Origin of the sequence: Algibacter amylolyticus, assembly GCF_014202225.1 — a bacterium.
In the GTDB taxonomy this organism is placed as follows: Bacteria; Bacteroidota; Bacteroidia; order Flavobacteriales; family Flavobacteriaceae; genus Algibacter_B; species Algibacter_B amylolyticus.
On sequence record NZ_JACHGE010000002.1, the window covers coordinates 120,818 to 144,223 of the forward strand.

Annotated in this window: 29 protein-coding genes; 5 read left to right on the plus strand and 24 right to left on the minus strand. The window is 32.8% G+C overall.

Going from position 1 to position 23,406, the window contains the following annotated elements; all coding sequences use genetic code 11:
* Positions 1-16 precede the first annotated feature (16 nt).
* Positions 17-406 (minus strand): PUR family DNA/RNA-binding protein, encoded by a 390-nt coding sequence (locus HNQ90_RS05570; RefSeq protein ID WP_221279766.1) that lies wholly within the window; start codon positions 404-406, stop codon positions 17-19.
* A 208-nt stretch (positions 407-614) separates the two neighbouring features.
* Positions 615-2,378 carry an ABC transporter ATP-binding protein gene (locus tag HNQ90_RS05575; RefSeq protein ID WP_144116894.1) on the minus strand — a complete coding sequence of 588 codons (1,764 nt, stop codon included), beginning with the start codon at positions 2,376-2,378 and terminating at the stop codon, positions 615-617.
* 335 nt (positions 2,379-2,713) lie between these two features.
* Between HNQ90_RS05575 and nusB the strand changes: the two genes are divergently transcribed.
* The 4 genes from nusB to HNQ90_RS05595 all read left to right on the plus strand — a co-directional run bounded on the left by nusB (position 2,714) and on the right by HNQ90_RS05595 (position 5,168).
* Entirely contained in the window at positions 2,714-3,661 is a 948-nt protein-coding gene (gene nusB, locus HNQ90_RS05580) for a transcription antitermination factor NusB (RefSeq protein ID WP_144116895.1), read from the plus strand.
* 103 nt (positions 3,662-3,764) lie between these two features.
* Positions 3,765-4,238 carry a DUF1573 domain-containing protein gene (locus tag HNQ90_RS05585; RefSeq protein ID WP_144116896.1) on the plus strand — a complete coding sequence of 158 codons (474 nt, stop codon included), beginning with the start codon at positions 3,765-3,767 and terminating at the stop codon, positions 4,236-4,238.
* Between the two features lie 12 nt (positions 4,239-4,250).
* A complete protein-coding gene (gene yajC, locus HNQ90_RS05590) occupies positions 4,251-4,544 on the plus strand; it encodes a preprotein translocase subunit YajC (RefSeq protein WP_144116897.1) in 294 nt (97 codons plus the stop codon).
* 183 nt (positions 4,545-4,727) lie between these two features.
* Positions 4,728-5,168 carry a hypothetical protein gene (locus HNQ90_RS05595; protein WP_144116898.1) on the plus strand — a complete coding sequence of 147 codons (441 nt, stop codon included), beginning with the start codon at positions 4,728-4,730 and terminating at the stop codon, positions 5,166-5,168.
* 18 nt (positions 5,169-5,186) lie between these two features.
* Here the strand turns inward: HNQ90_RS05595 and HNQ90_RS05600 are convergent, their stop codons facing one another.
* From HNQ90_RS05600 to HNQ90_RS05705, 22 genes are all read right to left on the minus strand, one after another.
* On the minus strand, positions 5,187-5,789 hold the full coding sequence (locus HNQ90_RS05600; protein ID WP_144116899.1) for a YdeI/OmpD-associated family protein: 603 nt from the start codon (positions 5,787-5,789) through the stop codon (positions 5,187-5,189).
* A 4-nt stretch (positions 5,790-5,793) separates the two neighbouring features.
* Entirely contained in the window at positions 5,794-6,366 is a 573-nt protein-coding gene (locus HNQ90_RS05605) for a pentapeptide repeat-containing protein (RefSeq protein ID WP_144116900.1), read from the minus strand.
* Between the two features lie 258 nt (positions 6,367-6,624).
* Positions 6,625-7,770: a DUF3095 family protein gene (locus tag HNQ90_RS05610; protein WP_144116901.1), complete on the minus strand. Its 1,146-nt coding sequence runs from the start codon at positions 7,768-7,770 to the stop codon at positions 6,625-6,627.
* A 145-nt stretch (positions 7,771-7,915) separates the two neighbouring features.
* Positions 7,916-9,220, minus strand: a complete 1,305-nt coding sequence (locus tag HNQ90_RS05615) for a cryptochrome/photolyase family protein (RefSeq protein ID WP_144116902.1) — start codon at positions 9,218-9,220, stop codon at positions 7,916-7,918.
* Between the two features lie 111 nt (positions 9,221-9,331).
* A complete protein-coding gene (locus HNQ90_RS05620; RefSeq protein ID WP_144116903.1) occupies positions 9,332-9,793 on the minus strand; it encodes an SRPBCC family protein in 462 nt (153 codons plus the stop codon).
* Positions 9,794-9,796: 3 nt separating this feature from the next.
* Complete coding sequence (locus HNQ90_RS05625; RefSeq protein ID WP_144116904.1) at positions 9,797-10,258, minus strand: TspO/MBR family protein; 462 nt, start codon at positions 10,256-10,258, stop codon at positions 9,797-9,799.
* A complete protein-coding gene (locus tag HNQ90_RS05630; RefSeq protein ID WP_144116905.1) occupies positions 10,245-10,421 on the minus strand; it encodes a Lacal_2735 family protein in 177 nt (58 codons plus the stop codon). Before HNQ90_RS05630 ends, HNQ90_RS05625 begins: the two co-directional genes overlap by 14 nt.
* A gap of 5 nt (positions 10,422-10,426) precedes the next feature.
* Entirely contained in the window at positions 10,427-10,963 is a 537-nt protein-coding gene (locus HNQ90_RS05635) for a glutathione peroxidase (protein ID WP_144116906.1), read from the minus strand.
* Positions 10,964-10,966: 3 nt separating this feature from the next.
* Positions 10,967-11,650, minus strand: coding sequence for an SDR family NAD(P)-dependent oxidoreductase (locus HNQ90_RS05640; RefSeq protein WP_144116907.1), 684 nt, complete (start codon positions 11,648-11,650; stop codon positions 10,967-10,969).
* A 22-nt stretch (positions 11,651-11,672) separates the two neighbouring features.
* Entirely contained in the window at positions 11,673-11,888 is a 216-nt protein-coding gene (locus HNQ90_RS05645; protein ID WP_144116908.1) for a hypothetical protein, read from the minus strand.
* A gap of 153 nt (positions 11,889-12,041) precedes the next feature.
* Complete coding sequence (locus HNQ90_RS05650; RefSeq protein ID WP_144116909.1) at positions 12,042-12,260, minus strand: hypothetical protein; 219 nt, start codon at positions 12,258-12,260, stop codon at positions 12,042-12,044.
* A 4-nt stretch (positions 12,261-12,264) separates the two neighbouring features.
* Positions 12,265-12,960, minus strand: coding sequence for a GTP cyclohydrolase I FolE (gene folE, locus HNQ90_RS05655; RefSeq protein ID WP_144116910.1), 696 nt, complete (start codon positions 12,958-12,960; stop codon positions 12,265-12,267).
* Between the two features lie 52 nt (positions 12,961-13,012).
* Positions 13,013-13,285 (minus strand): TIGR03643 family protein, encoded by a 273-nt coding sequence (locus HNQ90_RS05660; RefSeq protein WP_144116911.1) that lies wholly within the window; start codon positions 13,283-13,285, stop codon positions 13,013-13,015.
* Positions 13,282-13,710 carry a hypothetical protein gene (locus HNQ90_RS05665; protein WP_144116912.1) on the minus strand — a complete coding sequence of 143 codons (429 nt, stop codon included), beginning with the start codon at positions 13,708-13,710 and terminating at the stop codon, positions 13,282-13,284. Before HNQ90_RS05665 ends, HNQ90_RS05660 begins: the two co-directional genes overlap by 4 nt.
* A 132-nt stretch (positions 13,711-13,842) precedes the next feature.
* Positions 13,843-15,315 carry a cryptochrome/deoxyribodipyrimidine photo-lyase family protein gene (locus HNQ90_RS05670; protein WP_144116913.1) on the minus strand — a complete coding sequence of 491 codons (1,473 nt, stop codon included), beginning with the start codon at positions 15,313-15,315 and terminating at the stop codon, positions 13,843-13,845.
* A complete protein-coding gene (locus tag HNQ90_RS05675) occupies positions 15,305-16,837 on the minus strand; it encodes a cryptochrome/photolyase family protein (RefSeq protein ID WP_144116914.1) in 1,533 nt (510 codons plus the stop codon). The genes HNQ90_RS05670 and HNQ90_RS05675 overlap by 11 nt, the downstream gene beginning before the upstream one ends.
* On the minus strand, positions 16,838-18,145 hold the full coding sequence (locus HNQ90_RS05680; RefSeq protein WP_144116915.1) for a DASH family cryptochrome: 1,308 nt from the start codon (positions 18,143-18,145) through the stop codon (positions 16,838-16,840). It abuts the gene before it with no gap.
* Positions 18,118-18,264: a DUF2256 domain-containing protein gene (locus HNQ90_RS05685; protein WP_144116916.1), complete on the minus strand. Its 147-nt coding sequence runs from the start codon at positions 18,262-18,264 to the stop codon at positions 18,118-18,120. The genes HNQ90_RS05680 and HNQ90_RS05685 overlap by 28 nt, the downstream gene beginning before the upstream one ends.
* Positions 18,251-19,681 carry an SDR family oxidoreductase gene (locus HNQ90_RS05690; protein WP_144116917.1) on the minus strand — a complete coding sequence of 477 codons (1,431 nt, stop codon included), beginning with the start codon at positions 19,679-19,681 and terminating at the stop codon, positions 18,251-18,253. Before HNQ90_RS05690 ends, HNQ90_RS05685 begins: the two co-directional genes overlap by 14 nt.
* Before the next feature lie 42 nt (positions 19,682-19,723).
* Positions 19,724-20,356: a flavin reductase family protein gene (locus HNQ90_RS05695; protein WP_144116918.1), complete on the minus strand. Its 633-nt coding sequence runs from the start codon at positions 20,354-20,356 to the stop codon at positions 19,724-19,726.
* The gene (locus tag HNQ90_RS05700; RefSeq protein ID WP_144116919.1) at positions 20,356-21,666 is read right to left on the minus strand and encodes an ABC1 kinase family protein; all 1,311 of its coding nucleotides are present in this window, start codon (positions 21,664-21,666) and stop codon (positions 20,356-20,358) included. Before HNQ90_RS05700 ends, HNQ90_RS05695 begins: the two co-directional genes overlap by 1 nt.
* Before the next feature lie 6 nt (positions 21,667-21,672).
* Entirely contained in the window at positions 21,673-22,329 is a 657-nt protein-coding gene (locus HNQ90_RS05705; RefSeq protein WP_144116920.1) for a TetR family transcriptional regulator C-terminal domain-containing protein, read from the minus strand.
* Positions 22,330-22,549: 220 nt separating this feature from the next.
* Here HNQ90_RS05705 and HNQ90_RS05710 point away from each other — a divergent pair, with 220 nt between their 5' ends.
* Complete coding sequence (locus tag HNQ90_RS05710; RefSeq protein ID WP_144116921.1) at positions 22,550-23,398, plus strand: DUF2911 domain-containing protein; 849 nt, start codon at positions 22,550-22,552, stop codon at positions 23,396-23,398.
* Positions 23,399-23,406: the final 8 nt, after the last annotated feature.

Sequence of the window (23,406 nt, forward strand, 5' to 3'; positions counted from 1 at the left end):
TCTTTTTTAATGATAATTAAATATCATCAAAATCTATATCGGTAAAACTACCAGTGTGTTCTGTTTTAATATCGGCTTCGGTAACTCTAGAGCCGTCGTCCTCAAAATCCTTTTTGAAATCTTTTTGGTGACGCTCGCTAATTACTTCGTCTCCTTTTTCGTTAATGATATAATCGGTCATTTCTGCTAATATATCTTTAAACTCTGCGAAGTCTTCTTTATAAATATATATTTTATGTTTTTTGTAATGAAACGATCCGTCGTCGTTGGTGAATTTTTTACTTTCTGTAATCGTTAAGTAGTAATCTTCTGCTTTAGTTGCTCTTACATCAAAAAAGTAAGTTCGTCGTCCTGCGCGTAATACTTTTGAAAAAATTTCCTCTTTCTCCATCATACCGTTATTCATAATTTATTTTATAATTATAGTATCAAAAATCTAAAAAAAATCGATATAAACCAATAAATAATGAATTTTCTTTTTCGATTGTTAAAATTCTTTGCGTTTAATTTAATAATCGAGAGGTAGCGATATTTCTTATTTTTGCCGCTTTTTGTATTGTTTTGAAAAATGACCTCTATGTAAACGGAATTCTATATCCTTATGTTTTAAATAATTAAGGCATATTGTTGCCTGTTTCGCTAAGTTGTTTTAGGTATAAATGTTTGTAGTAACCATCCACATCAATTAAGGAATCGTGTGTGCCCTGTTGCACCACTTTCCCTTCGTCTAAAACAATAATTTTATCTGCATTTTTAGCCGATGAAACTCTATGACTTACAATAACCGCTGTTTTTCCTTTAGAGATCTTGCTGAGGTTTTTTAGTATCTTTTCTTCGGTTTCTGTATCTACAGCAGATAAGCAATCGTCTAACAACAATATTTTTGGAGATTTAATAAAGGCACGTGCAATAGAAACACGTTGCTTTTGGCCGCCAGAAAGCGTAATACCACGTTCGCCTAAAACGGTGTCGTATCCTTTATTAAATTTAACTATGTTTTTATGTACCTGCGCGTTTTTAGCAGCTTCAATAACATCGTTATCTGTGGCATCTTGCTTACCAAATTTAATATTGGTTTTTATAGAGTCGGAAAACAAAAAGGCGTCTTGCGGTACACAACCAATACTATCTCGTAAATCGTTTAAGTTAAGTTGGTCAATTTGGGTGTTATTGATGGTTATAGAACCCGAATCGATATCGTAAAGACGACCAATTAAATCGAGAATTGTAGATTTTCCTGAGCCTGTTTTTCCTAATATAGCTAGAGTTTCACCTTCTTTAATATTAAAGCTAACCTCTTTTAAGGCTTGTATATTTGTATCGCCATAGGTGAATGACACCTTGTTAAAAACAATATCGCCCGTAATTTCGGTATGTTGGGTAACTGTATTTTTTATTTCGGGCTCAATTTTTAAAAACTCATTAATACGTTTTTGCGAAGCCTCGGCTTGTTGCACAATGGAAGTTACCCATCCTACAGTTGCTACAGGCCATGTAAGCATATTTACGTAAATAATAAACTCTGCAATGGTACCTATGCTTTCTATTTCGCCATCAATATATTGCATACCACCTATGTAAATAACAAGTAAGTTACTGGTGCCAATTAGCAATATCATGGTAGGGAAAAACCAAGCTTGTACTTTGGCTAAACTAATTTGTTTCTCTTTGCTTTGTTTGGCAAGTTCTTTAAAGTTAACCGAAGTTTGAGGCTCTATACCATAAGCTTTTATTACAGAAATACCGCTAAAAGATTCTTGTGTGAATGTGGATAGTTTGGATAAATACTCCTGTACAATGGTACTTCGCTTATGGATTTCTTTACTAAGCTTGTAAATTATTATAGATAGTATAGGTAACGGAACAACGGTGTATAAGGTTAATTTTGGCGATGCATTTACCATATAAATAATAACAATAACAAAAAGTGCTAGCGTATTTATACTATACATTAGGGCAGGACCTGCGTACATTCTAACACGCGATACATCTTCTGTAATGCGGTTCATTAAATCGCCAGTACGGTTGCTTTTATAAAAGTTTAAAGATAGCTTTTGGTAATGGGCATAAATTTCGTTTTTTAAATCGTACTCAATATAACGCGACACATTTATAATGGTTTGCCTCATAAAAAAAGTAAGAAGGGCAGCTATAATTGCGGCTCCTATAATGTAGAGGATCGCTTCGAGTAAATCTGACCGAAAAACGGTTTCGTCTATCGATTTATCGAAGTATTTTTCGATGGCTATAAATATTTTTTTTACGTAACGTGGTGTGTACAATAAAAATAAACGCGCTATAATGGTTATAATAGAACCAATTATAAGGTGCGTTCTGTATTTATAAAAGTATTTATTTAAGTGTTGTAATTCTTTCATTTACCTAATTAGCAATAGGAGTGCAAATATAACTTATTAATAGGGAATATGATTGTTTATAAGGATTTCAAAGTGTTAAATATCTTTTAAAAAAAAGGGAGATGATTGCTATTTAAAGACTACCAACAGCAAGTAAACCCGCGTAAGGGATAGTATTGAAAAGCCCACAGCCCGACGTAGGAGGTGCGAGGACCTGCAAAGGATAGCCCGACCCTTTATGGGTAACGCCCAAATAACTTTAAATTTTATTGTTTTGTACTAAAATATAGTATTACTTTTGCGCCTCTAAAACTAATAAAAAATAGTTTGTATTTTTTAATTAAAAGTTCTTTGTAATGATGCTAAATAGAAGACATATACGTGTAAAAGTTATGCAAACCATGTATGCCTTTAAGGGAAGCGAGAGTGATGATTTTTCTAAAGATCAGAAATTCTTACTTTTTAGTATTGATAATATGTACAACTTGTATTTATTATTGGTATCGCTATTAATTGAAGTACAGAAACGTGCGGAAAGTGATTTAAAAAAGAAACAAAATAAGCATCTTGCCACTAAGGAAGATAAAGACCCAAACCGAAAGTTTGTTAATAATAGAGTCCTTAATTTATTAAGAGAAAACTTGCCCTTAGCCGACCAATTGAAAGCCCATAATATTAACAACTGGGATTTAGATGGCGAATATGTAGATCTTATTTTTAAGGATATTTTGGCTAGCGATTTATATAAAGCGTATATGCAAACGCGAGTGTCAGATTTTAAGGAAGACAAAAACTTTATTGTTGATGTTTTTAAGGATATAATTGCACCCAACGAGAAACTTTATGATTATATGGAGGATAAAAATCTAACTTGGTTGGATGATCTTCCTACGGTTAATACCACTATTTTAAAGTTGCTTAGAAAGGTTAAAGAAACATCGGCAGAGAACCATTTTACTCCAAAATTATATAAGGATATTGAGGACAAACAATTTGCTATTGATTTGTTTAAGAAAACCCTTTTAAAAAGTACAGCCATAAATAAGGAAATAGATCAGAAAACAAAAAACTGGGATACAGACCGTATTGCAACTGTAGATTTTGTGTTATTGCAAATGGCTATTTGTGAGCTTAATAACTTCCCGTCTATACCAGTTAAAGTAACTATTAATGAGTATTTAGAAATATCTAAAGAATACTCGACACCAAAAAGTAGCATTTTTATAAATGGTATTTTAGATAAGTTGGTAAAAGAGTATGAAGCTAGTGGTGAATTGAATAAAATTGGTCGAGGACTGATGTAATGCGATTTGAAATTACAAATATTTGTTAAGAAGAATACAAAACTTTTTAATCCTTTAAATAATTGCTATTTTTGCACATCTTAAATTTTAAAACAAACCTATAATGAAAAAAATAATATTTGGTCTTGGTGCCTTGTGTTTAGTTGCATTTACTTCTTGTAAAGATAATGCTGCTCAAAAAATTGATGAAGCTAATGTTGCTGTTGCAGCAGAAAGAGATGCTGTTGCATCTAAATTTCCTGTATTAGCTTTTGATAAAACTGAGCATGATTTTGGCGAAATTGAAGCTAAAACAGCTGTTGAAACTACTTTTAACTACACTAATAAAGGTGATGCACCTTTAGTTATTACAGATATTAAGAGTTCTTGTGGATGTACTGTACCTCAAGATTGGAGTAGAGAGCCTTTATTACCTGGAGATTCTGGTAAGTTTTCTGTGAAATTTAACGGTAGTGGATCAAACAAAATAACTAAAACTATAACAGTTACTGCTAACACGGAAAAAGGTTCTGAACTTGTAAAAATTACAGCGTTTGTAAAACCAGATCCTAATAAAGCAGTACCAGCTAAAAGCTAAATAAACTATATAATGGGAGAAGGAATTGGGCAATTTTTGCCATTCATTTTAATGTTCGTTGTTGTGTATTTCTTTATGATTGCACCACAAATGAAACGAGCAAAAAAAGAAAAGAAATTTGCAGCCGAATTAAAACGCGGCGATAAAGTAATTACTAAAAGTGGTTTACACGGTAAAATTGCCGAGTTAAATGATAAAGATAACAGTTGTGTTATTGAAACCATGGCCGGAAAATTAAAGTTTGATAGATCTGCCATTTCTATGGAAATGAGTTCTAAACTTAATGCGCCTGTAACGGTTAAGTAATTTTACTTTTTATATTTTTATAAAGAAAGCTTCCTTTTAAGGAGGCTTTTTTTATGCTTATAATTGAAGGGAACTAACTGTTTTGTCATTATTTTATTTTGTTTTATTTCGAATTTTAGTAGGGTAAAACACTTATGGGTTGTCTTATAAATGAATTGTGTATTAATTTATAATTTATTTATCATGGATTTACTTTTAACCTGCGTAGTAATTTTAAGCTTAACTAATATTTTGTTAATTGCCTTTAAGCAAAAAACAATCATAATACATTTGGTAACTTTTTTAAAGAAAAAAACAACCAACGTTGGCTTTAAAAGTAACCTTGTTATAATAAATAGAACGAATAGTCAGACTAATACTATACTTAACTTTGTGAGTAGCTCCAGAACCGACTCTAATAACTTTGAAGCAAAGCGCATGCGCGATTTGGCTTTAGAGCAGGAGCAATTAAGTAATAAACTTAAAATGTTAGAATACTTATCGGTTTTTGAGCTGTATTTAAACCAGCATAAGGCCAATAATTATAAAATGTGCGAAATAAATGAGTTTAGAGCCCTAAAACTATCCACGCAAAAAAGCATTTTAGAATCTACCAAGAAGGTATCTTATTTAAGTGTGGCATAGCGCTACAACACTTAAATTTTAGCAATTTTTGTACTTATCGTGCAAGCCCTTATTATTTAAAATCATGGGTTTTATTTTTTCTAATCGGGTTTGCTTAGTGGCCTCTCGTTTTGCAGTATCTATATACGCGCAGTACTCGCGCTGTTTGCCTGGTGTTAGGGTATTAAAAGCATCGTTTAGTGCAGGATTAGCGTTTAATTCTGTTTTGAGTTCTAATGGGATGGTAATATCTTTTTTAGTAGTTCTGGTAGCTTTTAATTCTTTTCCTAACTTTTGGTTTTCTATGGCTTCTTTTACATAAGCCAAAACTTTGTTTTTGTCAATAGCCTTTATACTATCAAAACGCATTTGCCTTAGCGCTTTGGTTTTGTTCTCTTGGGCGTTAACTAATAAGTTGTGTGTGTCTTTCAAAAAAACACCATTAAAAAACCAAATACCGAAATGGTTTTTAAAAGCGCTTAAGCCTAAAACATTCTTGCCATTAACCATATAAGTGGGCGCATTCCATTTTATGGCTTCGTCAACCTCGGTAGTTAATATAAGCGTTCTTAATAGCGTTAATGCCTCACTAAAATTACTGTGTTCCTCTATGTACTCTTCAACCGAATAAATTTTTTTCATAACCTCATTCAATTTTTATTTGATATTTACTTAAAAGTCCTTCTATAGTCTTTAACGAAAATTTAGCACCTTTTAAACGGTTGTTTTCCGGGTCTATTTTAAAATTCTCGGAGGTTTTAAAGTTCGTGTTTTCTAAATTCGTGTTAAAAAAAGTTACGTTTATTAAATTACATTCATCAAAAACAGCATTACTTAAATTACATTCTGTAAAATCGACACCCTCTAATTTAGAGTCTTTAAATAGTGTTTTTTTAAGATTCATTTTATAAAAAGAGGCATGGTTTAGTTGGCATTGCTCCACTTTAATGGTAAAAGCAAAATCACTACATTTTTCAAAATCTAAACCAAGTAGCTTACATCCTTTAAAATACACATCTTGAAAACTAGTATCGAAAATATTAGCAGAGCTTAAATTACAATCATGAAACTCGCACTCTATAAACCGTGTGTGCGATAAATTGGCATTTAAAAAAACACAGTTTATAAAGGTGCATAATTCGTAATCGCCTTTTTCAAATTCATTTTCGGTAAAGGTTTTATTTTTAAAAGTTTGCTCGTCTATAAAATTATGCTGCATTATTGTATTGGTTTACTGTAAATATAATTAATCTGCTATAAAAGACTATTAGCTTAACATTTTTAAGCTCAAGTAAAAAGACTTTAAAATATAAGTTTGGGCGTTACCACAAGGGTCGCGCTTTCACTACTCGCTCCTCCTTAGGTCGGGAGCTCAAACAGGCCGTTCAATCGCTAACGCAGGTGTTTGCTATCACTTTTGCTTTGGTTAAAGGGATGGCTTGTTTGCGGTTTTATGTTATAATATTAAAAGAGATTCTTAGCTTAATTTTCTTTTTAAAACCTTAGCTGCTCTTGTATAACCACTACTACCGCCATCAACAAAATGGATGTGTTTAGCATTTCTATTTTGTACATAACACGACATAATGCTTCGGTTACTAACATGAATGCCATAAACAATGTGCTTGTTTTTTTCTAAACCATCAAGAAAGGTGGTTAGCAATTTTCTTTGTTTAGATGTTCCAGAAATTACCATATTTATTCGCCCATCTATAACAAGAATATCCGATAGTTGCGTTAGCTCTTTTAAATACTTTCTACCGGTTTTATTGGGTAAGTAATAAAAGTTGCCAATAAGTCCAGTAAGCCAAACCTTTAAAAAGTTTCTAACTCCAAACTTTTTATTGCTTGCCTTTAGTTCGGTCTTTATTTTTTTATAATTAAAATTCAGTTTTAATTTTGGTACAGAAATGGGATTTCTGTTTTTTAAAGGGCCATAAAGTTCATCTGTTTTTTCTAATATGCTTTTAAAAATAGGAGCTTGGTCGGGTTCGTTTGTAGCACTAATTAACAACGACACCACTTCGTTGGAGTTTTCTGGTGGCGGAATTTTATTCCAGCGACATTCCATACCATCTAAATCTAATACGTCTGTTTGCTTGTTTAAATTATCAACTACAGCGTCTTTAGATTTTATAAGGTTTTCGGCAAAATGTAAACCGTTGCCTAGTACAACAGGAATAGTAAGTAATCTGTTAATGCTTGCCTTGGTTATTTTTAATTCCTGATTGTTTTGGTAAACTTGAGATATAGGAACATGCCCAACTCTTAAATAAATATCAAATTCTTTTTTAATGTTTTCTTGGTGCAAAATTAAAGCCTCCATAATGTCATGTAGTAAAACAGTAGGGATTAATAATGTTGCACCATCGCCACCAAAGAAAAAAGGAATATCTATGGATTGTTTTTTTGCAATGTTTAATGCGGCAACAATACTACCGGTTGCTATTAGGTTTACTAGTTCCGATAGGCCTTTTTGAACCGACACCGTGGAGCCTTTTATATCGGTAATAACAATAGACCAATTATTAGGAATTTGTTTAAAAAGCTCTGGTTTTGAAAGTAATTTTGTTACAGGTTCTTTATAATTTGTAAGATTGGTATAAAAAAAAGTATCTTCCATATTAGCCTTATTTCAAAACCATTTTAATTTGTAAATTAATTTGACGTCATGAGTTTTTCAAAATAATTAATTTTCGGTTTTTGTTTCATTAACGCTGCAACGAAGTACGGCATTTTTTATAACAAACTAAATATTAAGTGGAAACTTAATTTAATGCAGCTTTATAAGTATCTAAACAACGTTCTCTGGCAAATTTATGCTCCACAATTGGTTTTGGGTAGGCTAATTCTTGAAAATCTGGTACCCATTGTTTTATGTAATTAAGGTCTTTATCAAACTTTTGAATTTGGGTTGTTGGATTAAATATCCTAAAATATGGCGAAGCATCAACACCGCTGCCAGCAACCCATTGCCAATTACCAACGTTACTTGCCATGTCGTAGTCGTGCAGTTTTTCGGCAAAATAAGCTTCGCCCCAGCGCCAATCTATAAGTAAGTGTTTGCAAAGAAAACTACCAACTAGCATTCTTACTCTATTATGCATAAAACCGGTTTGGTTAAGTTGGCGCATACCAGCATCAACAAGAGGATAGCCTGTTTTACCTTCGCACCACGCTTTAAATTCGGTTTCGTTGTTGCGCCATTCAATACGATCATATTTGGGTTTAAAACTATCTGTTTTAGTATGTGGAAAGTGCCAAAGGATTTGCGTAAAAAATTCACGCCAAATCAGTTCTTGCCAAAATATTTCGTTTTTTTCTGCTATGGCTTTCTTTACCATTTTCCTAACACTTACTGTTCCGAAACGTAAATGCGGACCAAGTCTAGACGTGCTGTCTTGGGCAGGAAAATTACGCGTGTTTTCGTACTCTTGAATAAGTGTTGGTGTTACCGTATATGGTGCTATGTCCTGACTGGATTTTTTAAAACCAATATCCGATAAACTTAGGTTTGGTAACCTAGAGTGTTTTATCAAATTATCCAGATATGATTTTGTATAATAAATTTCTAAATCTTTAGGGTTGAACGTCTGTTTCCAGAGCTTCATGTATGGTGTGTAAACCATGTAAGGATCGCCATCTTTTTTAACAATCTCATCTTTTTCAAAAATAACTTGATCTTTAAAGGTTTTAAATGCAATGTTATGTTTGGCTAAAAATGTTTCTATTTGTTCATCACGCTCTTTGGCATATGGCTCATAATCGTGGTTAGTATAAACAGTTTCAATACTGTATTCTTCAGCTAAATCTTTATAAATATCTATGGGTTTGCCATGATATATTGCTACACTACTGTTATGATCGTCTTGCAAAGTAGAGCGCATGTCTTGCAACGTGTCATGTATAAAGGTTACTCTAGCATCATCTTCCGGTAGTTTATCCAGGATTTCTGAATCGAAAATAAAAATTGGTAGTACAGGGTTATTAGATTTTAGGGCTTCAAAAAAGCCCACATTGTCATCCAATCTTAAATCGCGCCTAAACCAGAAAATATTTACTTTTTTACTCATTAAATGTTTTAATTTTTATGTTTTTTGCTGCAACGGGTTATTTTGTTTTAAAGACTTTATTGCGGTGCCGTTACAATTAAAATGCTATTTTAACTAGGGGTTCTCGGTTACCTAGTATTTTCCAAATAATTCTTCCAGTTTTGTTGTTCTGTAACTAAAAATCTCTTCTAATTTCGGTTTAACTAAAATTGGGTGCACCAATTGCCCAAGTAATCCAAAGGGTACTTTATAATCTATAATGTCTTCCATTTCTACACCACCATCAATTTCTTTAATAAAATGTTTATGGTGCCATAGTGCATAGGGACCAAAACGTTGCTCGTCAACAAAATAATGCTTGTCTACGCTGTGTGTAATTTCGGTTACCCATTTTGTTTTTATGCCTAAAACAGGTGTAACAATGTATTGTATTATTTGGCCAGCAAACATGGGTCTATCGGCTCCAGTTAAGATATGAAATCCCATATAATCTGGTGTTATAGTTTTTAAATTTTTTGGGTTGGATAAAAACTCCCAAGCTGTATCAATACTTATTGGTAGGTTTTGTTTTTTATGTAGTCTGTATATTTTCATTTCTTAATTATTTAATAATATATAGCCATTTAGAGATGTGGCAATACAAATCCAAATTAAATAGGGGATTATTAAAAGTGTTTTAGCACCTAAATCTTTTTTGTAAATTATAGTGAAGCTGATAATAACTAAAGTAAGCGCTATTATGGTAATAAAGCCAACCAACACAAAATGTTGTGCGAAAAAAATATAGTTCCATATAATATTTAAGACGAGCTGAATAGCGAAAAGCGCAAGTGTATTTACATGCGGGAATTGTTTATATAAATAGGCCATATAAACCGAAAAACAGATCATTATGGTTGTCCAAGCTACACCAAAAACCCAGCCTGGTGGTGTCCAAGGTGCTTGGTTTAAATTTGTATACCAATCGGATTTTGGTCCATTGCCCATTAACCAACTGCCTATTGCTAGTGCACCAAAATTAATAATTAAGTATATTATAAAATATTTAAGCAGCTTCATTTTTGAGCAGGTTTATTTGTTTAGCAATTTCCTGAGCTTCAGCATATTTATCATCACTAGCAGACCTGTTTATTGATGATAATGAGTGCCACTCTTTCATCAGCTTTTTAAATTTGTCTTCTAATTTCTCCTTTTTTGATTTCTTTTTGAATAATCCGAACATAGTTTTTATTTTAAGTGTTTAGTAATTTTAGAGCTTAATGGGTTTATGGTTGGTAAAAAATAGTCTATTAAATCGCCATTTGGACCTACTAAATATTTTTGGAAATTCCATTTCACCGACGAGCTATTAACACCATTATTAATCACTTTAGTTAACCAACCATATAGCGGGTGTTTGTTTTTTCCTTTTACCTTAATTTTTTCTGTTATTAAAAAAGAAACCCCATAATTAGTTTCGCAAAAAGACTTTATTTCTTCTTCACTGTTAGGTTCTTGGTTTCCAAATTGATTACAAGGAACACCAATTATTTCCAGTTGGTCTTTGTATTTGTTATATAGGGTCTGTAAATCTTTATACTGGGGAGTAAAACCACACTTAGAGGCAACATTTACAAATAAAATATGTTTATCCTTAAAATGTAATAAGTTGATTGGTTTTGAATTTATGGCATTAATTTTAATATCATAAATGGAATCAATCTTCATTTTTGTGGGTTTAGCTTTAATACAAAATGTCGCTAAAAATGCTTTGAGCGTATTCATAAGTTATATTTTAAAACTAACAATACCACAGTCCATTTGAAATATTTGACCAGAAATAGAAGCACAACTATCTGATAAAAGAAACACTGCCATTTCTGCCACTTCTTCTGGATTTAAAAACTTTTTAAGAGGATGACGTTCTGTGATATTTTCAATCATCTTGTCGTTTCGTAAAAGTTTAGAGGCTAGTTCCGTATTAGTTACTGTTGGTGCAATGGCGTTAATACGAATGGTTGGTGCTAACTCTGCGCCTAAGGATTTAACTAAACCCTCAACACCCGATTTAGCAACTGCTATACTCGCGTGATAGGGCATACCTAATTTTGCCGCAACTGTGCTAAAAAGTACGATAGAAGGTTGGTTGCCATTTTTTAAAATGGGAAGATACTTTTGAATAACTTTTACAGCACCAAGTACATTGATTTCAAAATCGCTTTTAAAATCATCAATACTTAATCTTGAAATAGGTTTTAAATTGATGCTACCAGGACAATACACAAGTCCGTCGGCTTGTTCAATATTGGGTAATTCATCATTTATTACATCGCACGAATGGTGAGTTAAGTGGTTGTGCGATATTTCGGGAGTACTTCTGCTAATGTTTATAACACGGCAGGATATTAATAGTTTATCTATTAAAGCTTTTCCAATGCCCTTGCTTCCACCAATTACAATTATTGTTTTCATGGTTTTCAGGGCATTTTATTTGCTATGGCCTGCCCTTTAGCCTTTTTTCAATTTTTTGTTTTATAACAGTCAATCGCTTCATTAGGTCCATTATTTCAGGATCTTTTTTCTCCTTATAAATGTCGTTTAATCCTAATATTAAGCTTTTTACTTCTCTAGATGATTCGATGCGCTCACTTGTAGTTTTAAAAGTGTGTCTTCGTTGCTCAAATTCTAAAGCTTTATCAATAATCTCCATAATTCTTTTTTAATCTTTAATCTTTTCTAATTGGTAGTATTGGATTACCAATTTTGCCAATATAGTAAATTATGGTAGATTAACTATTTTTATATAGAATTATTAGAAAAATTTTAATACTTATTTGCAAATTATATATGAAATCTTTACTTTTTATAAAAGTTTACCTTTAAGTCGGCGTTCAATCTTTCTTTTTATTACGGTTAAACGTTTCATGATATCCATAATTTTATCGTCTTTTTTTACCTTATAAATTTCATTTAAATCTAAAATTAAGGCTTTCGCTTCTCTAGAAAGTTTTACACGATCGCTGGTAGATAAAGATCTCATTTTTCGTTGTTCAAATTCTATTGCTCTGTCTATTAATTCCATGTTTTTAGCTGTTTATATGGTTTTGAAATTCTGTGATTTTTTCGGGGGTATTAAATGTTCCGCCATAAAAAGCGGTTACCGTAGATGATGTATCATCTTTTATGCCTCTAGACGACACGCACAAATGTTTTGCTGAAATAATTACGGCCACATTGTTAGTCTCTAGAATGGTTTTTAATTCGTTTGCAATTTGATTTGTTAAACGTTCTTGTACTTGCGGACGTTTAGCATAATATTGTACGATTCTATTTAGTTTTGATAAGCCAATAACCTTTCCTGATGAGATGTAAGCAACATGCGCTTTTCCAATAATAGGTACAAAATGATGCTCGCAATTGGAATAAAATGTAATATCTCGTTCCACTAGCATTTGATTGTATTGATATTTGTTATCAAATAATGCTATTTTAGGTTTATTTTCCGGATTTAAACCAGAAAAAATTTCGTCAATGTACATTTTGGCAACTCTTTGTGGTGTGCCTTTTAGGGAATCATCAGTTAAATCTAAGCCCATAACATCCATAATTTCTTCAAATAAAATGGAAATGCGTTCTTTTTTTTCGGAATCAGAAAGTTTAAAGGCATCTCGCTTCATGGGGGTTTCTAACCTAGTAAATAAGTGGTCGTCTCCAATGTCTTTTAAAGTAAAACCATTTAAGTTATTACCATTTTTTGTTATTATTAGCTTTTCTGCTTCCATAAGTTCTTTTTTATGTGCTGTTTTGAGGTGATTAAATCAAACAAAGCACTATTTAACGTTTTGAAATTTTATTATTCGAAATTTGTTTTTGTCTACTGCATTTAAAACGTCCTTTTTCAAAGACTCTTAATTTTTCATGTTTGGTTTGTCTACCTTGAACACGTTTTCGCCAAAGTTTGAAACTCTTTGGTTTCATTTCTTTGCGCATGAGCTTTATTACTTCTTGTTCAGATATATTGAATTGATATTTTATGGCTTCGAAGGTTGTGCGGTCTTCCCACGCCATTTCAATTATTCTATCTATGTCTTGAATTTCTAAACTCATTGGTTTAAAAAATTATGTTGTTCATCAAAATTTATTTTTTCATCAAGCATTTTCGTGAAAAATTGTTTGTTCTCTTTAAACATTTTATTGTTTTTAAAATGAATGAATTTTCCTTGGGCATGAATACTAATGCCGTTGGTTCGGTAAATAACTAACTGATAGTAGGGAATAGACCATGTGAAATTTTTAAGTCCTTGATTAATATAAATTAGAATTCCTTGTTTACGTAGCTCTATATTGGCGTAATTGATATCTGAAACAGCGTTCATATACACTTTTAAATTTGGACTAACATCCTCAATAACCATACGTTTAGAACCGATACCGTTCATTCTAAGAGACTCTAAAAAAGAGAATGGTTTACCAACCAAATCATTCAAGATTTCTTTCTGTTTTTTGTTATAACGTGTAGAATTGAGTATCATTTTATATTCTTATTCTTTCAAATGTACAAAATGTTTATCTTTTTAACAAAAAGATTAAACAAAAGTATTCGTAATGCTATAAGAATTATTTGCCGATAGCGTGTAACTATCTGTTATGTAGTGTTTTGTGTTTTATTTTGATTTCTTTAAAGTGTGCTTTTTTAGTATGCGTTCACTTTCATTAAGCACTTTTTTGTTTTTTCGAAGATTCCAAAGGACGTCTGATGCTTTTTTTCGTGTAGAATCTAGCTCAACAATAGGGTAGGGATAATCTACTCCAAGTTTAAAATTTAAAAACTGTTCTTCAAGAGGTGTCATTAAGTAGGGTTGGTGGGCAAATGGAGTTTCAATATTTTTTAGTTCTGGCAACCATTTTTTTATAAAACGAGCATCAGGATCATGTTCTAAACTATTTTTAATGGGGTTGTAAATGCGTAACATATTAATACCTGTTTCTCCGGCTTGCATTTGTAATTGTGGAAAATGTATACCTGGTTCAAAATCAAGAAACATTTGCGATAAATGCGTGGTAGCTTCTTGCCAAGGTTGCCATAAATTATGAGTTAAAAAAGAAACCACTAGGGCTCGCATTCTAAAATTTAAATAACCAGTTTCGTTTAAACAACGCATGCATGCATCAATTATGGGATAGCCTGTTGTACCAGTTTTCCAAGCTTTTAAATAGTCTTTAGAAATACTTTTTTTAAGTTTATGAAACCCTTTATTTATACTAGCTTCTTCCATGGTATGTTCCATTTCAAATTTTTGTATAAAATGAGATTGCCATCGTAAACGAGACATAAAGGCTTCCAGGGCTTTTTTATGTTTTGATGTTTTTTTAAGATGAAATGCTTGAGCGTACACTTCTCTAATGGATAAATTACCCCAAGCTATATAGGGAGATATACGGCTACAACTCGACCTAGATAATTCTGGTTTCGAAATGTGCTGCATATAATTCGGGTAGCGTTCTTTAAAAAAAGAGTTTAGGTACTTTAAACCCATGGTGCGTCCGCCTTTCTGGAATATGGCGTTGCTTGGTGTGGTTAAATCAGGGATTTTAAAATGAGCTTCAATGGCTTCAATTTCGGGTATGCTTAATAATTGATTGGTATTAGGAGCGAAGTTTAATGGCGTAATTTCAAAATACGAATTGCATAACGCCATCCAATTGTCTCGATTTTTTAGACCTCGCTGTACGCCGTTATTAATGTTTTCCACCCAAGTAATAAGATTATTTTTGCAGAAACGTTCAAAATTCTTATCACGCTCATAAGTTACTAAAATGCCTGTTTCTTGATGCGAAAAAACCTTAGTGATGCGGTATTTTGAAAGTAACTGATTAAAAACAGCAATAATGTTAGATTGTGCAATAAATACTTTGGAGTTGTAAGGCTTAAGGTTGTGGTTAATATCTACTAACGATTCTTTTATAAAGTTCCAGTGGCGTTCACTGTAGTGCGGATCGTTAAGTAATAAAGGCTCAAAACTATATAAAATTAAAACCTGTTTGCCTGTAGCAAGGGCATTATAAATAGCTTCGTTATCCTGTAAACGCAAATCGCGTTTTAGCCAAACAACATGTAATTCGGGTTTAGTATTCATCTTGATGGGCTATTATATGTTGGGCTCTTTCTTTTAATTTGGCTAAGTCTGGAGCTTTCATTTTATCTAAAACGCTGTACATCATTTTCATTCTAAAATTATTTTGTAACTCTGGTCTTTTAGAATCTAGAAAATTCCAGTATAAACTATTAAAAGGGCAGGCGTTGTATTCTGTTTTTTTGCTTTTATTATAATGGCAATTATCGCAATAATTACTCATTTTACTAATGTAAGACGCAGAAGATACATAGGGTTTTGTTGCTATTTTACCACCATCGGAAAATTGGCTCATGCCTCTCGTATTGGTAATTTGAACCCATTCCACAGCATCCACATAAATACCTAAGTACCATTTATCCACCTCGTCGGGATGTGTTTCTGTTAACAGTGCATAATTACCAGTAATCATTAAACGCTGTATGTGGTGGGCATAACCATTATCTAGCGAGTTTGTAATGGCTTGTTTTAGGCAATTCATTTTGGTGTTTCCTGTCCAGAAGAAATCGGGTAACTTATTTTTGTTATTTAGTTGGTTTTCATTTTTAAAACCTGGCATTAAAGCCCAATACATACCACGCATGTATTCTCGCCACCCAATAACTTGTCTTATAAAACCTTCTACCTGAGAAATACTAATATCTTCACCATGTTTGCGGTAGTAATTAAGTACCGTTTTTACCACATCTTTAGCCGAAATGAGTTTTACATTCATGGCAAAAGATAAACGTGAATGGAAAAGGTAGACTTCATCGGTATGCATGGCATCTTGATAATCTCCAAAATGAATTAAAAGTGCTTCGCAGAAATACTTTAGTTGCTCTAAAGCTTGTTTTCTAGTAATTGGGTAGGAAAAGGTTTTGGTATCAAACTTTCCAATGGTTTTTATTTTAGATTGTTCAATGTCAAGTATAACAGCATCCACATTATTTTTAAATAACTTGTAGGTAGGTATATCAACATCGCCTTTCCATCTGTTTCTATTACTTTTATCGTAGTTCCATTTACCGCCTTCGGGTTGTCCCGCATGCATTAAAATATCATGTTTTTTACGCATATCGCGATAAAAATTTTCCATGAGGTATTGCTTTTTACCCTTAAAAAAGGTTTTTAAATCATTGCGATTGGTGTAAAAATGTTCGGTAGAGGAGACGCTATGTTGTATATCGATAGTTTTGCAGAACTCTATTAATTGTTGGTGTAAGCGGTATTCGTCTGGTTCTAGATATTCAAAGGTTTCTATGTTGTGTTTTTCTAGGACCTTTAAAAGGTTATCGGTTAAACTTTGGGTATTTTCCGAATTGTTTATTTTGTAATAAACAACGTGGTGCCCTTTATCTTTTAAGTCTTCTGAAAATTGACGCATCGCCCCGAAAAAACCAATAACTTTTTGAATATGATGGGTAACATAATCTGTTTCTTGGCGCATTTCAAATAAGCAATACACAACATTATCGTTAGGTTCTTTAAACCACGAGTGTTTTATGTTGAGTTGATCGCCTAGTATAAGTCTTAGAATTTTCATTTAAAAAAGAGTTTCTTGTAACCAAAGGTTTTGAAATTTTCCGTTGGCATCGTAACGTTCGGCTTGGAGTTGTACATTAAATTTTCGGTCTCTAGGATCGTTGCCTACACCCGATACATACATCCAATTGCCATAGTTACTGTGCACATCGTAATCTAGTAGCATAGATTCAAAATATGCAGCACCAATTCTCCAATCTAACATGAGTTCTTTTGAAAAATATGATGCCACATTCTGCCTACCTCTATTGCTCATCCATCCTGTTTTTTTTAATTCTATCATGTTTGCATTAACAAATGGAGATGCCGTTGTTCCATTTATCCAATGGTTTATGTTTGTCTTATTAGTATTCCAATGGTAGTTTTTGTTAAGAATGCCGCCAATTTTAAAAATACTACTGTTATGTTTTAGTGAAACATATTTAAAATAATCGCGCCAAATCAATTCGAAAATAAGCCAATATGTAGAATCATTTTTAAAATGTTCTGTTTCAAACTTTTTAACCTCCCAATAAATTGTTCTGGGAGAAAGGCTACCATTTGCTAACCAAGGCGAAAATTTTGAACTAAAATCTGTACCAATTAAGCCGTTTCTTGTTTTCTTATAAAAGCCTAATTTTTTTGTTTCGAAAAAGTAATGGTTTAAACGCTTTAAGGCGGCAGTTTCTCCACCTTTAAAAGGAAAAGCGCTATTTCTGTTTTTTTCGAAATTTTCAAAACCAAGGTCGGTAAGTTTTGATATTTTAGTTTCGTTGTTTTTTTGTAGATTTTCCTTAGCATGTATATAAGACGTAGAAGGTCTTACACGACTTTCTTTTTCAACTTTTTTTCTGAAGTTTGTAAACACTTGCGGTATATTTTCAAGGTTTAAATTGATATCCTCCGGATGAAATAAAAATTGATTAAACAGCTCGTGCCATATCACCTTATTAGGAATTAAATCTTTTACTTTTTTAATACTATGCTTCTCCTCACTGGTCCATTCCTTTTGAAGGTAAATGTTTTTAATATTATATTCTGAAACCAGTTTTGAAATTGCTTGTTCTGGTTTATTGTGAAACACTAAAAGCTCAATGTTTAAAGATTTAAGATTTTCCTTTAAATTAGAAACACTTTCAATTAAGAATTGAGCACGGAATTTTTCGGTTTTTTTAAAACCAAATGTATCTGTATTAAAAAGATCTGGGTTAAAACAAAAAACGGCTATAACAGCGTTGTTATTTTCTATTGCGCTATTTAAAACGATATTATCATGTACACGCAGGTCGTTTTTAAACCATACTAATCCTGTGTTTTGTTGCGTCTGCATTTTTCACTACAATATTTAACGTTACTCCAATTCTTTTCCCATTTTTTACGCCAAGTAAAAGGCCTTTGGCATACTACACACGTTTTTTGAGGTAAGTCGCCCTTTTTACGCTTCAACATTAACGAGTTTGTTAATCATGCCACTAAAGATAAATCCATGAAAAGGCAATACACTATACCAGTAGAGCCTGCCCCAAAGTCCGCGCGGTCTAAAGGTTGCAGTTTGTTTTAGTAAGCCCTCTTCAATTTTAAATTCTAGCCATGCTTCACCGGGTAAACGCATTTCGGCATAAAGCAGTAGTTTTTGTTGTTTTTTATCGGCAAAAATAACGCGCCAAAAATCTAGAGCATCGCCAGCATCTAATTCTGTTGGGCTTGTACGGCCTCGTCTTAATCCAATGCCACCAAATAATTTGTCTATATAGCCGCGTAATCGCCATAAAATGGTGCCGTAATACCAACCCGTTTTTCCTCCAATAGCCCAAATTTTGTTTACGGTTTTTTCAGCATCTTGCACTTGTCGTTCTTTATAATCGGTAAAACAGCCGTATTTAGGTACGTTTACATATTTGTGCAATTGGTTTCTTAATCTGCCACTACTTACCATCGAGTCTTTCCAGCTAGAAACTATACTGTTTTGTTCTATTTTTTCGAAAGCTAAAGCCACTGCTTCCTTATAGGTAAGTGGTGTAACCCCAAGCATTTTATTGATATTACTTGGTTTTCCTATAATTTGAACACCCATACTATCCACTAAGGAAGAGGCCAGTTTGTACGATGTGGATGTTACAAAATAAAGCCAATACGACGATAATTTTGGTGTCATTACTGGTACGGTAAGTATGTATCGCTTAAGTTCTCTTACCTCGGCAAACTGCAGTAACATTTCTTTATAGGTAATAACTTCTGGTCCAAAAACATCGTAACTATTATTAAATAGTTTTTCGTTTCCTGCAGCTTTAGATAAAAAGGCTAGAACATCTCTTACCGCCAGAGGTTGTGTTTTAGTATTTAGCCATTTGGGAGCAATCATAAAGGGGAGTTTTTCAACCAAATCTCTTATGATTTCAAACGATGAACTTCCAGATCCAACAATAATGCCCGCCTTAAAAATGGTAAGCGCATAGGTTTTAGACTCTAATAGGCTTTCAACATTTTTTCTAGACTGCAAATGTTTCGATAATTCTTTCTCGTTAGTTATACCGCTTAAGTAAATTACTTGTTTAACCTCGGTGGTTTCAATGTAGTTTTTAAAGTTTGTAGCACAACGGGCTTCAAGCGATTCAAAATCTTTTGACGAGTTGGACATGGAGTGGATTAAATAGTAAGCCACATCAATTTTAATAGGAATGTTTTCTAAAGTTTCAGGTTTTAAAAAATCGCCTTCAATAACATAAATATTTTCGTCTTCGGCATAACTTTTATCGGCTCTAAGTCGGTCTCTAACAACACATACCACTTTATGCCCTTCATTTAGTAAAAAGGGTATAAGTCGTTTGCCAATATAGCCTGTGGCTCCAGTTACAAGAATATTCATGTGTTAGTATAAAGTTTAGCACTGTTAAAAATTTAGTGGTAATCAGCTTTTTGCATTCAGTACTTTTGGGCGCTGATACCCATAGCGCTTATTTGTGTTGGGAATGCCATAAGCGTCTAATCCATTTATTGTAGCGACTTCGGCTTTAGCAAGGTTAATAAAACCATCGTCTTCTAGAAAAGTGTCATCCACATACAATCCAACTATCTTTCCTATTACTAATATAGTTTTATTAGCCTGTATACCATATTCTTCTACGTATTCCATGGCTAATTGTATAGGCGAATTTTTTACAAATGGTGCAAAAAAATCGGCTTTGTACTCTGGCGTTAATTCGGTAACATCAAACTCCGAAATGTCTTTAGCATATTTGGCAGATGTATGGTGCGCATCTTTGGTTATGCTATTATGAATATGGTTTATAGTAAAACAACCTGTTTCCTTTATGTTTTCATAGGTGTTTCTAATTACTGTGGTTGGTCTTAAAAAAAAACCTAACATAGCTGGACTCGAACCAATATGAGTAACCGAACTAAAAACGGCTAAGTTTTCGTTGCCTTCTTTAGATTTTGTTCCTAAAAGATTGGCAGATTTATATCCAGAACAACTATTTATTAAGTTGATTTTATATAAATGCTCTAAGTTTTTAATATGGGTTTCGTTAAAGTACGCCATTATAAGTTTAAATAATTATTTATTTTAATGTTTTGTGCTTTTAAATCGAACATGAGGTTATAAAGTCCAAAAAAGGTTCTGTTTATGTATATAAAATGTTTGGAACCACGATTACCATTCATCTTTTTTAAATCGGTGCTTTTAGAGTAGCGTTCCCCTAATTCGGCAATTTTCCCAAAGAAAGTAGCATCCGAAAAATCAAAGGTATCTTGGTGGAATGGTTGGGTAAATAGACTTAACATATCATGAAACATTTCTGTAAAAAAGGCTATTTCTTCTTTACTATCGTCTTCTCTAAGTATTTCTAGTTCGTATAATTTTGAAACAAAATAGTCTTTATTGTTAATGTTTTCTGCCTTTGCTAATTCGAAATAAGGTGTATAAAATTCCATAGGTATGGTTTTCATACACCCAAAATCGAGCGCTATTAATTCACCTTCTTTATTTACTAAAAAGTTTCCAGGATGTGGATCTGCATGTACTTTTTTCAAATTATGGATTTGAAACATGTAAAAGTCCCATAGTGCCTGACCTATTTTATTTGATTTTTCTTGATTCGTATTACTGGCATTAAATTCTGAAAGATGCTCACCTTTCATATAATCCATAGTTATAATACGTTCAGAGGAGTAAGCCTCATAATAATTAGGAAACAAAAGGTTTGGAATATGCGCACAATTTTTAGCAATTTCCTTGCTTTGTTGCATCTCTAAAACATAATTGGTTTCCTCTGTTAATTTGTTTTCAACTTCTTTAAAATATTTATCGGAGTCTTTTCCTTTTATATTAAACATGCTCATAGCTATTGGTTTTACCATAGCTAAATCTGAAGCAATACTTTCCGCAACTCCTGGATATTGGATTTTCACAGCAAGTTTTTTCCCATTCTTTGTTGCAATGTGCACCTGACCGATGCTTGCAGCGTTTACAGAAGTTGCGTTGAAAGTATCAAATAAGTCATTTGGATGTTTTCCAAAATATTTTTTAAATGTTTTTATTACTAGGGGCGGCGATAATGGCGGTACCGAAAATTGTGCTAGCGAGAATTTTTCCACATAAGCCTGTGGTAAAATGCTTTTCTCCATACTTAACATTTGCGCTACTTTAAGTGCACTGCCTTTTAATTGCTTTAAGCCGTCGTAAATATCGGTAGCATTACTTTTATCTAGGCGCGCCTTCGCATCTTCGGGGGTGTTAACTATTTTATCGCCGTAATATTTTAAGTAATTTACGCCTACTTTGGCGCCTGTAGCTACTAGTTTAGTCGCCCTTTGTATTTTCGATGTTGGTATATTGTCTATAGTTTTCATGGGCTATTAATTCATTTGAAATTTTTCTTTAAATAAAAACTTACCTAAGTCTATAACACTTTTTAAAGGCGCAACGTCAATCACATCAAAAGTGGTGTTTACAGATTTCTCAATATATATGTCTGTTTTTTCAAAAGAGGCCGATGTGTCTTCCAACCAAAACTTCATGGTTAGTATAAGTTGTAACCAAGCCGATTCTTTTAGTGCTCTGTCTTGAATTTTTTCCACCTGTTCCTGTTTAATATCTAACATTTGTATGCCCAATTCGCAAATAAATTGCGTAAAATGTGCTTTTAAACCCGTAAGCATTTTTAAACCTTTAAAGTCGGTTTTATACTTGTCCAACACATGTTTAACATAACTTCTGTTGGCCGTTAAATTCTCGAAAAAAGTGTAATAGAAACTTAATAGCTTGTTTCTGGCATCAAAAATTTTGTAATCTTCACTTTTATCTAAAACGGCTATTGTATTTGTAAAAAAAACTTCAAAAATACCTTTCTCTACAGCCTCAAAAGATGCAAAGTGCTCGTAAAATTTAGCTTCTTCAAAATTATTCATTTTGGAAAAGGCAAATACTGTTTTAGGATTCTCGTCATGTTCCAACACGTAATCCATGTAATAAGTGATAATATCGTTTTTCGAAACTGTTTTTTTCTTTGCCATGATTTCTATTATTTACATCAAAAATACAAAATGTTTAACAAATATCATTAAAAGTTAAACAAAAATTGCAATAGCAGTATAGTTTAAATCTATTGTGTTAATTTTTAAGGGGTTATAAAGAGGTCTTGTACGATTTTTATTTTAAGCTTTTGTTAACAGTTAGCCATGTAATTATCATTAATTTTATGCAGTATTAAACCAAATATAAAGAACTGAGAAAATGAAAAAATTACTATTATTATTCATGTCGTGTGCCACCTTTTATGGTGTTAACGCACAAATTGCAACGCCACAACCTAGTCCTTTCTCTAAGTTAGAGCAAAAAGTAGGAGTTACAGATGTTACTATCGAGTATTCAAGACCAGGTGTTAAGGATCGTACTATTTTTGGCGATTTAGTACCTTACGGTAAAATTTGGAGAACAGGAGCTAATGCGAGAACAAAAATTACGTTTAGTACAGATGCTGTAATAGACGGCCAAACCTTAAAAGCAGGTTCTTATTCTATTTTTACTATACCAAATGCCGATGCTTGGGATGTTATTTTTTATAACGACGGCGAAACATCTGGAACACCAAAAGATTTAGATGGTAAGTACGTAGCAGCAAAAACAAGTGTAGAGGCTCACGAAATTCCTTTTAATGTAGAATCCTTTACAATAGATATAAACAACCTAAGTAGCACAGGTGCTAGATTAGAGTTTATTTGGGAAAAAACATGGGTAGGATTAGATTTTACAGTACCTACAGATGCGCAAGTTACTGCAAGTATAGATGGTGCCATGAATGGACCTAGTCTAGAAGTTTACTACGCTTCTGCAACCTATTACCTAGAAAACGACAAGGATATCAATAAAGCCAAAGTTTGGATAGATAAAGCCATCGAAATGACAAAAGATAACCCACGTTTTTGGTACCTAAGAAAACAAGCCTTAATACACGCTAAGGCAGGAAGCACAAAAACGGCTATTGCAGCGGCAAAAGCGTCGTTAGACTTAGCTAAAAAAGCAGATAACGCAGCTTATGTAAAAATGAACACCGAGTCTTTAAAAGCTTGGGGTGGTATGTAAGCCATAAC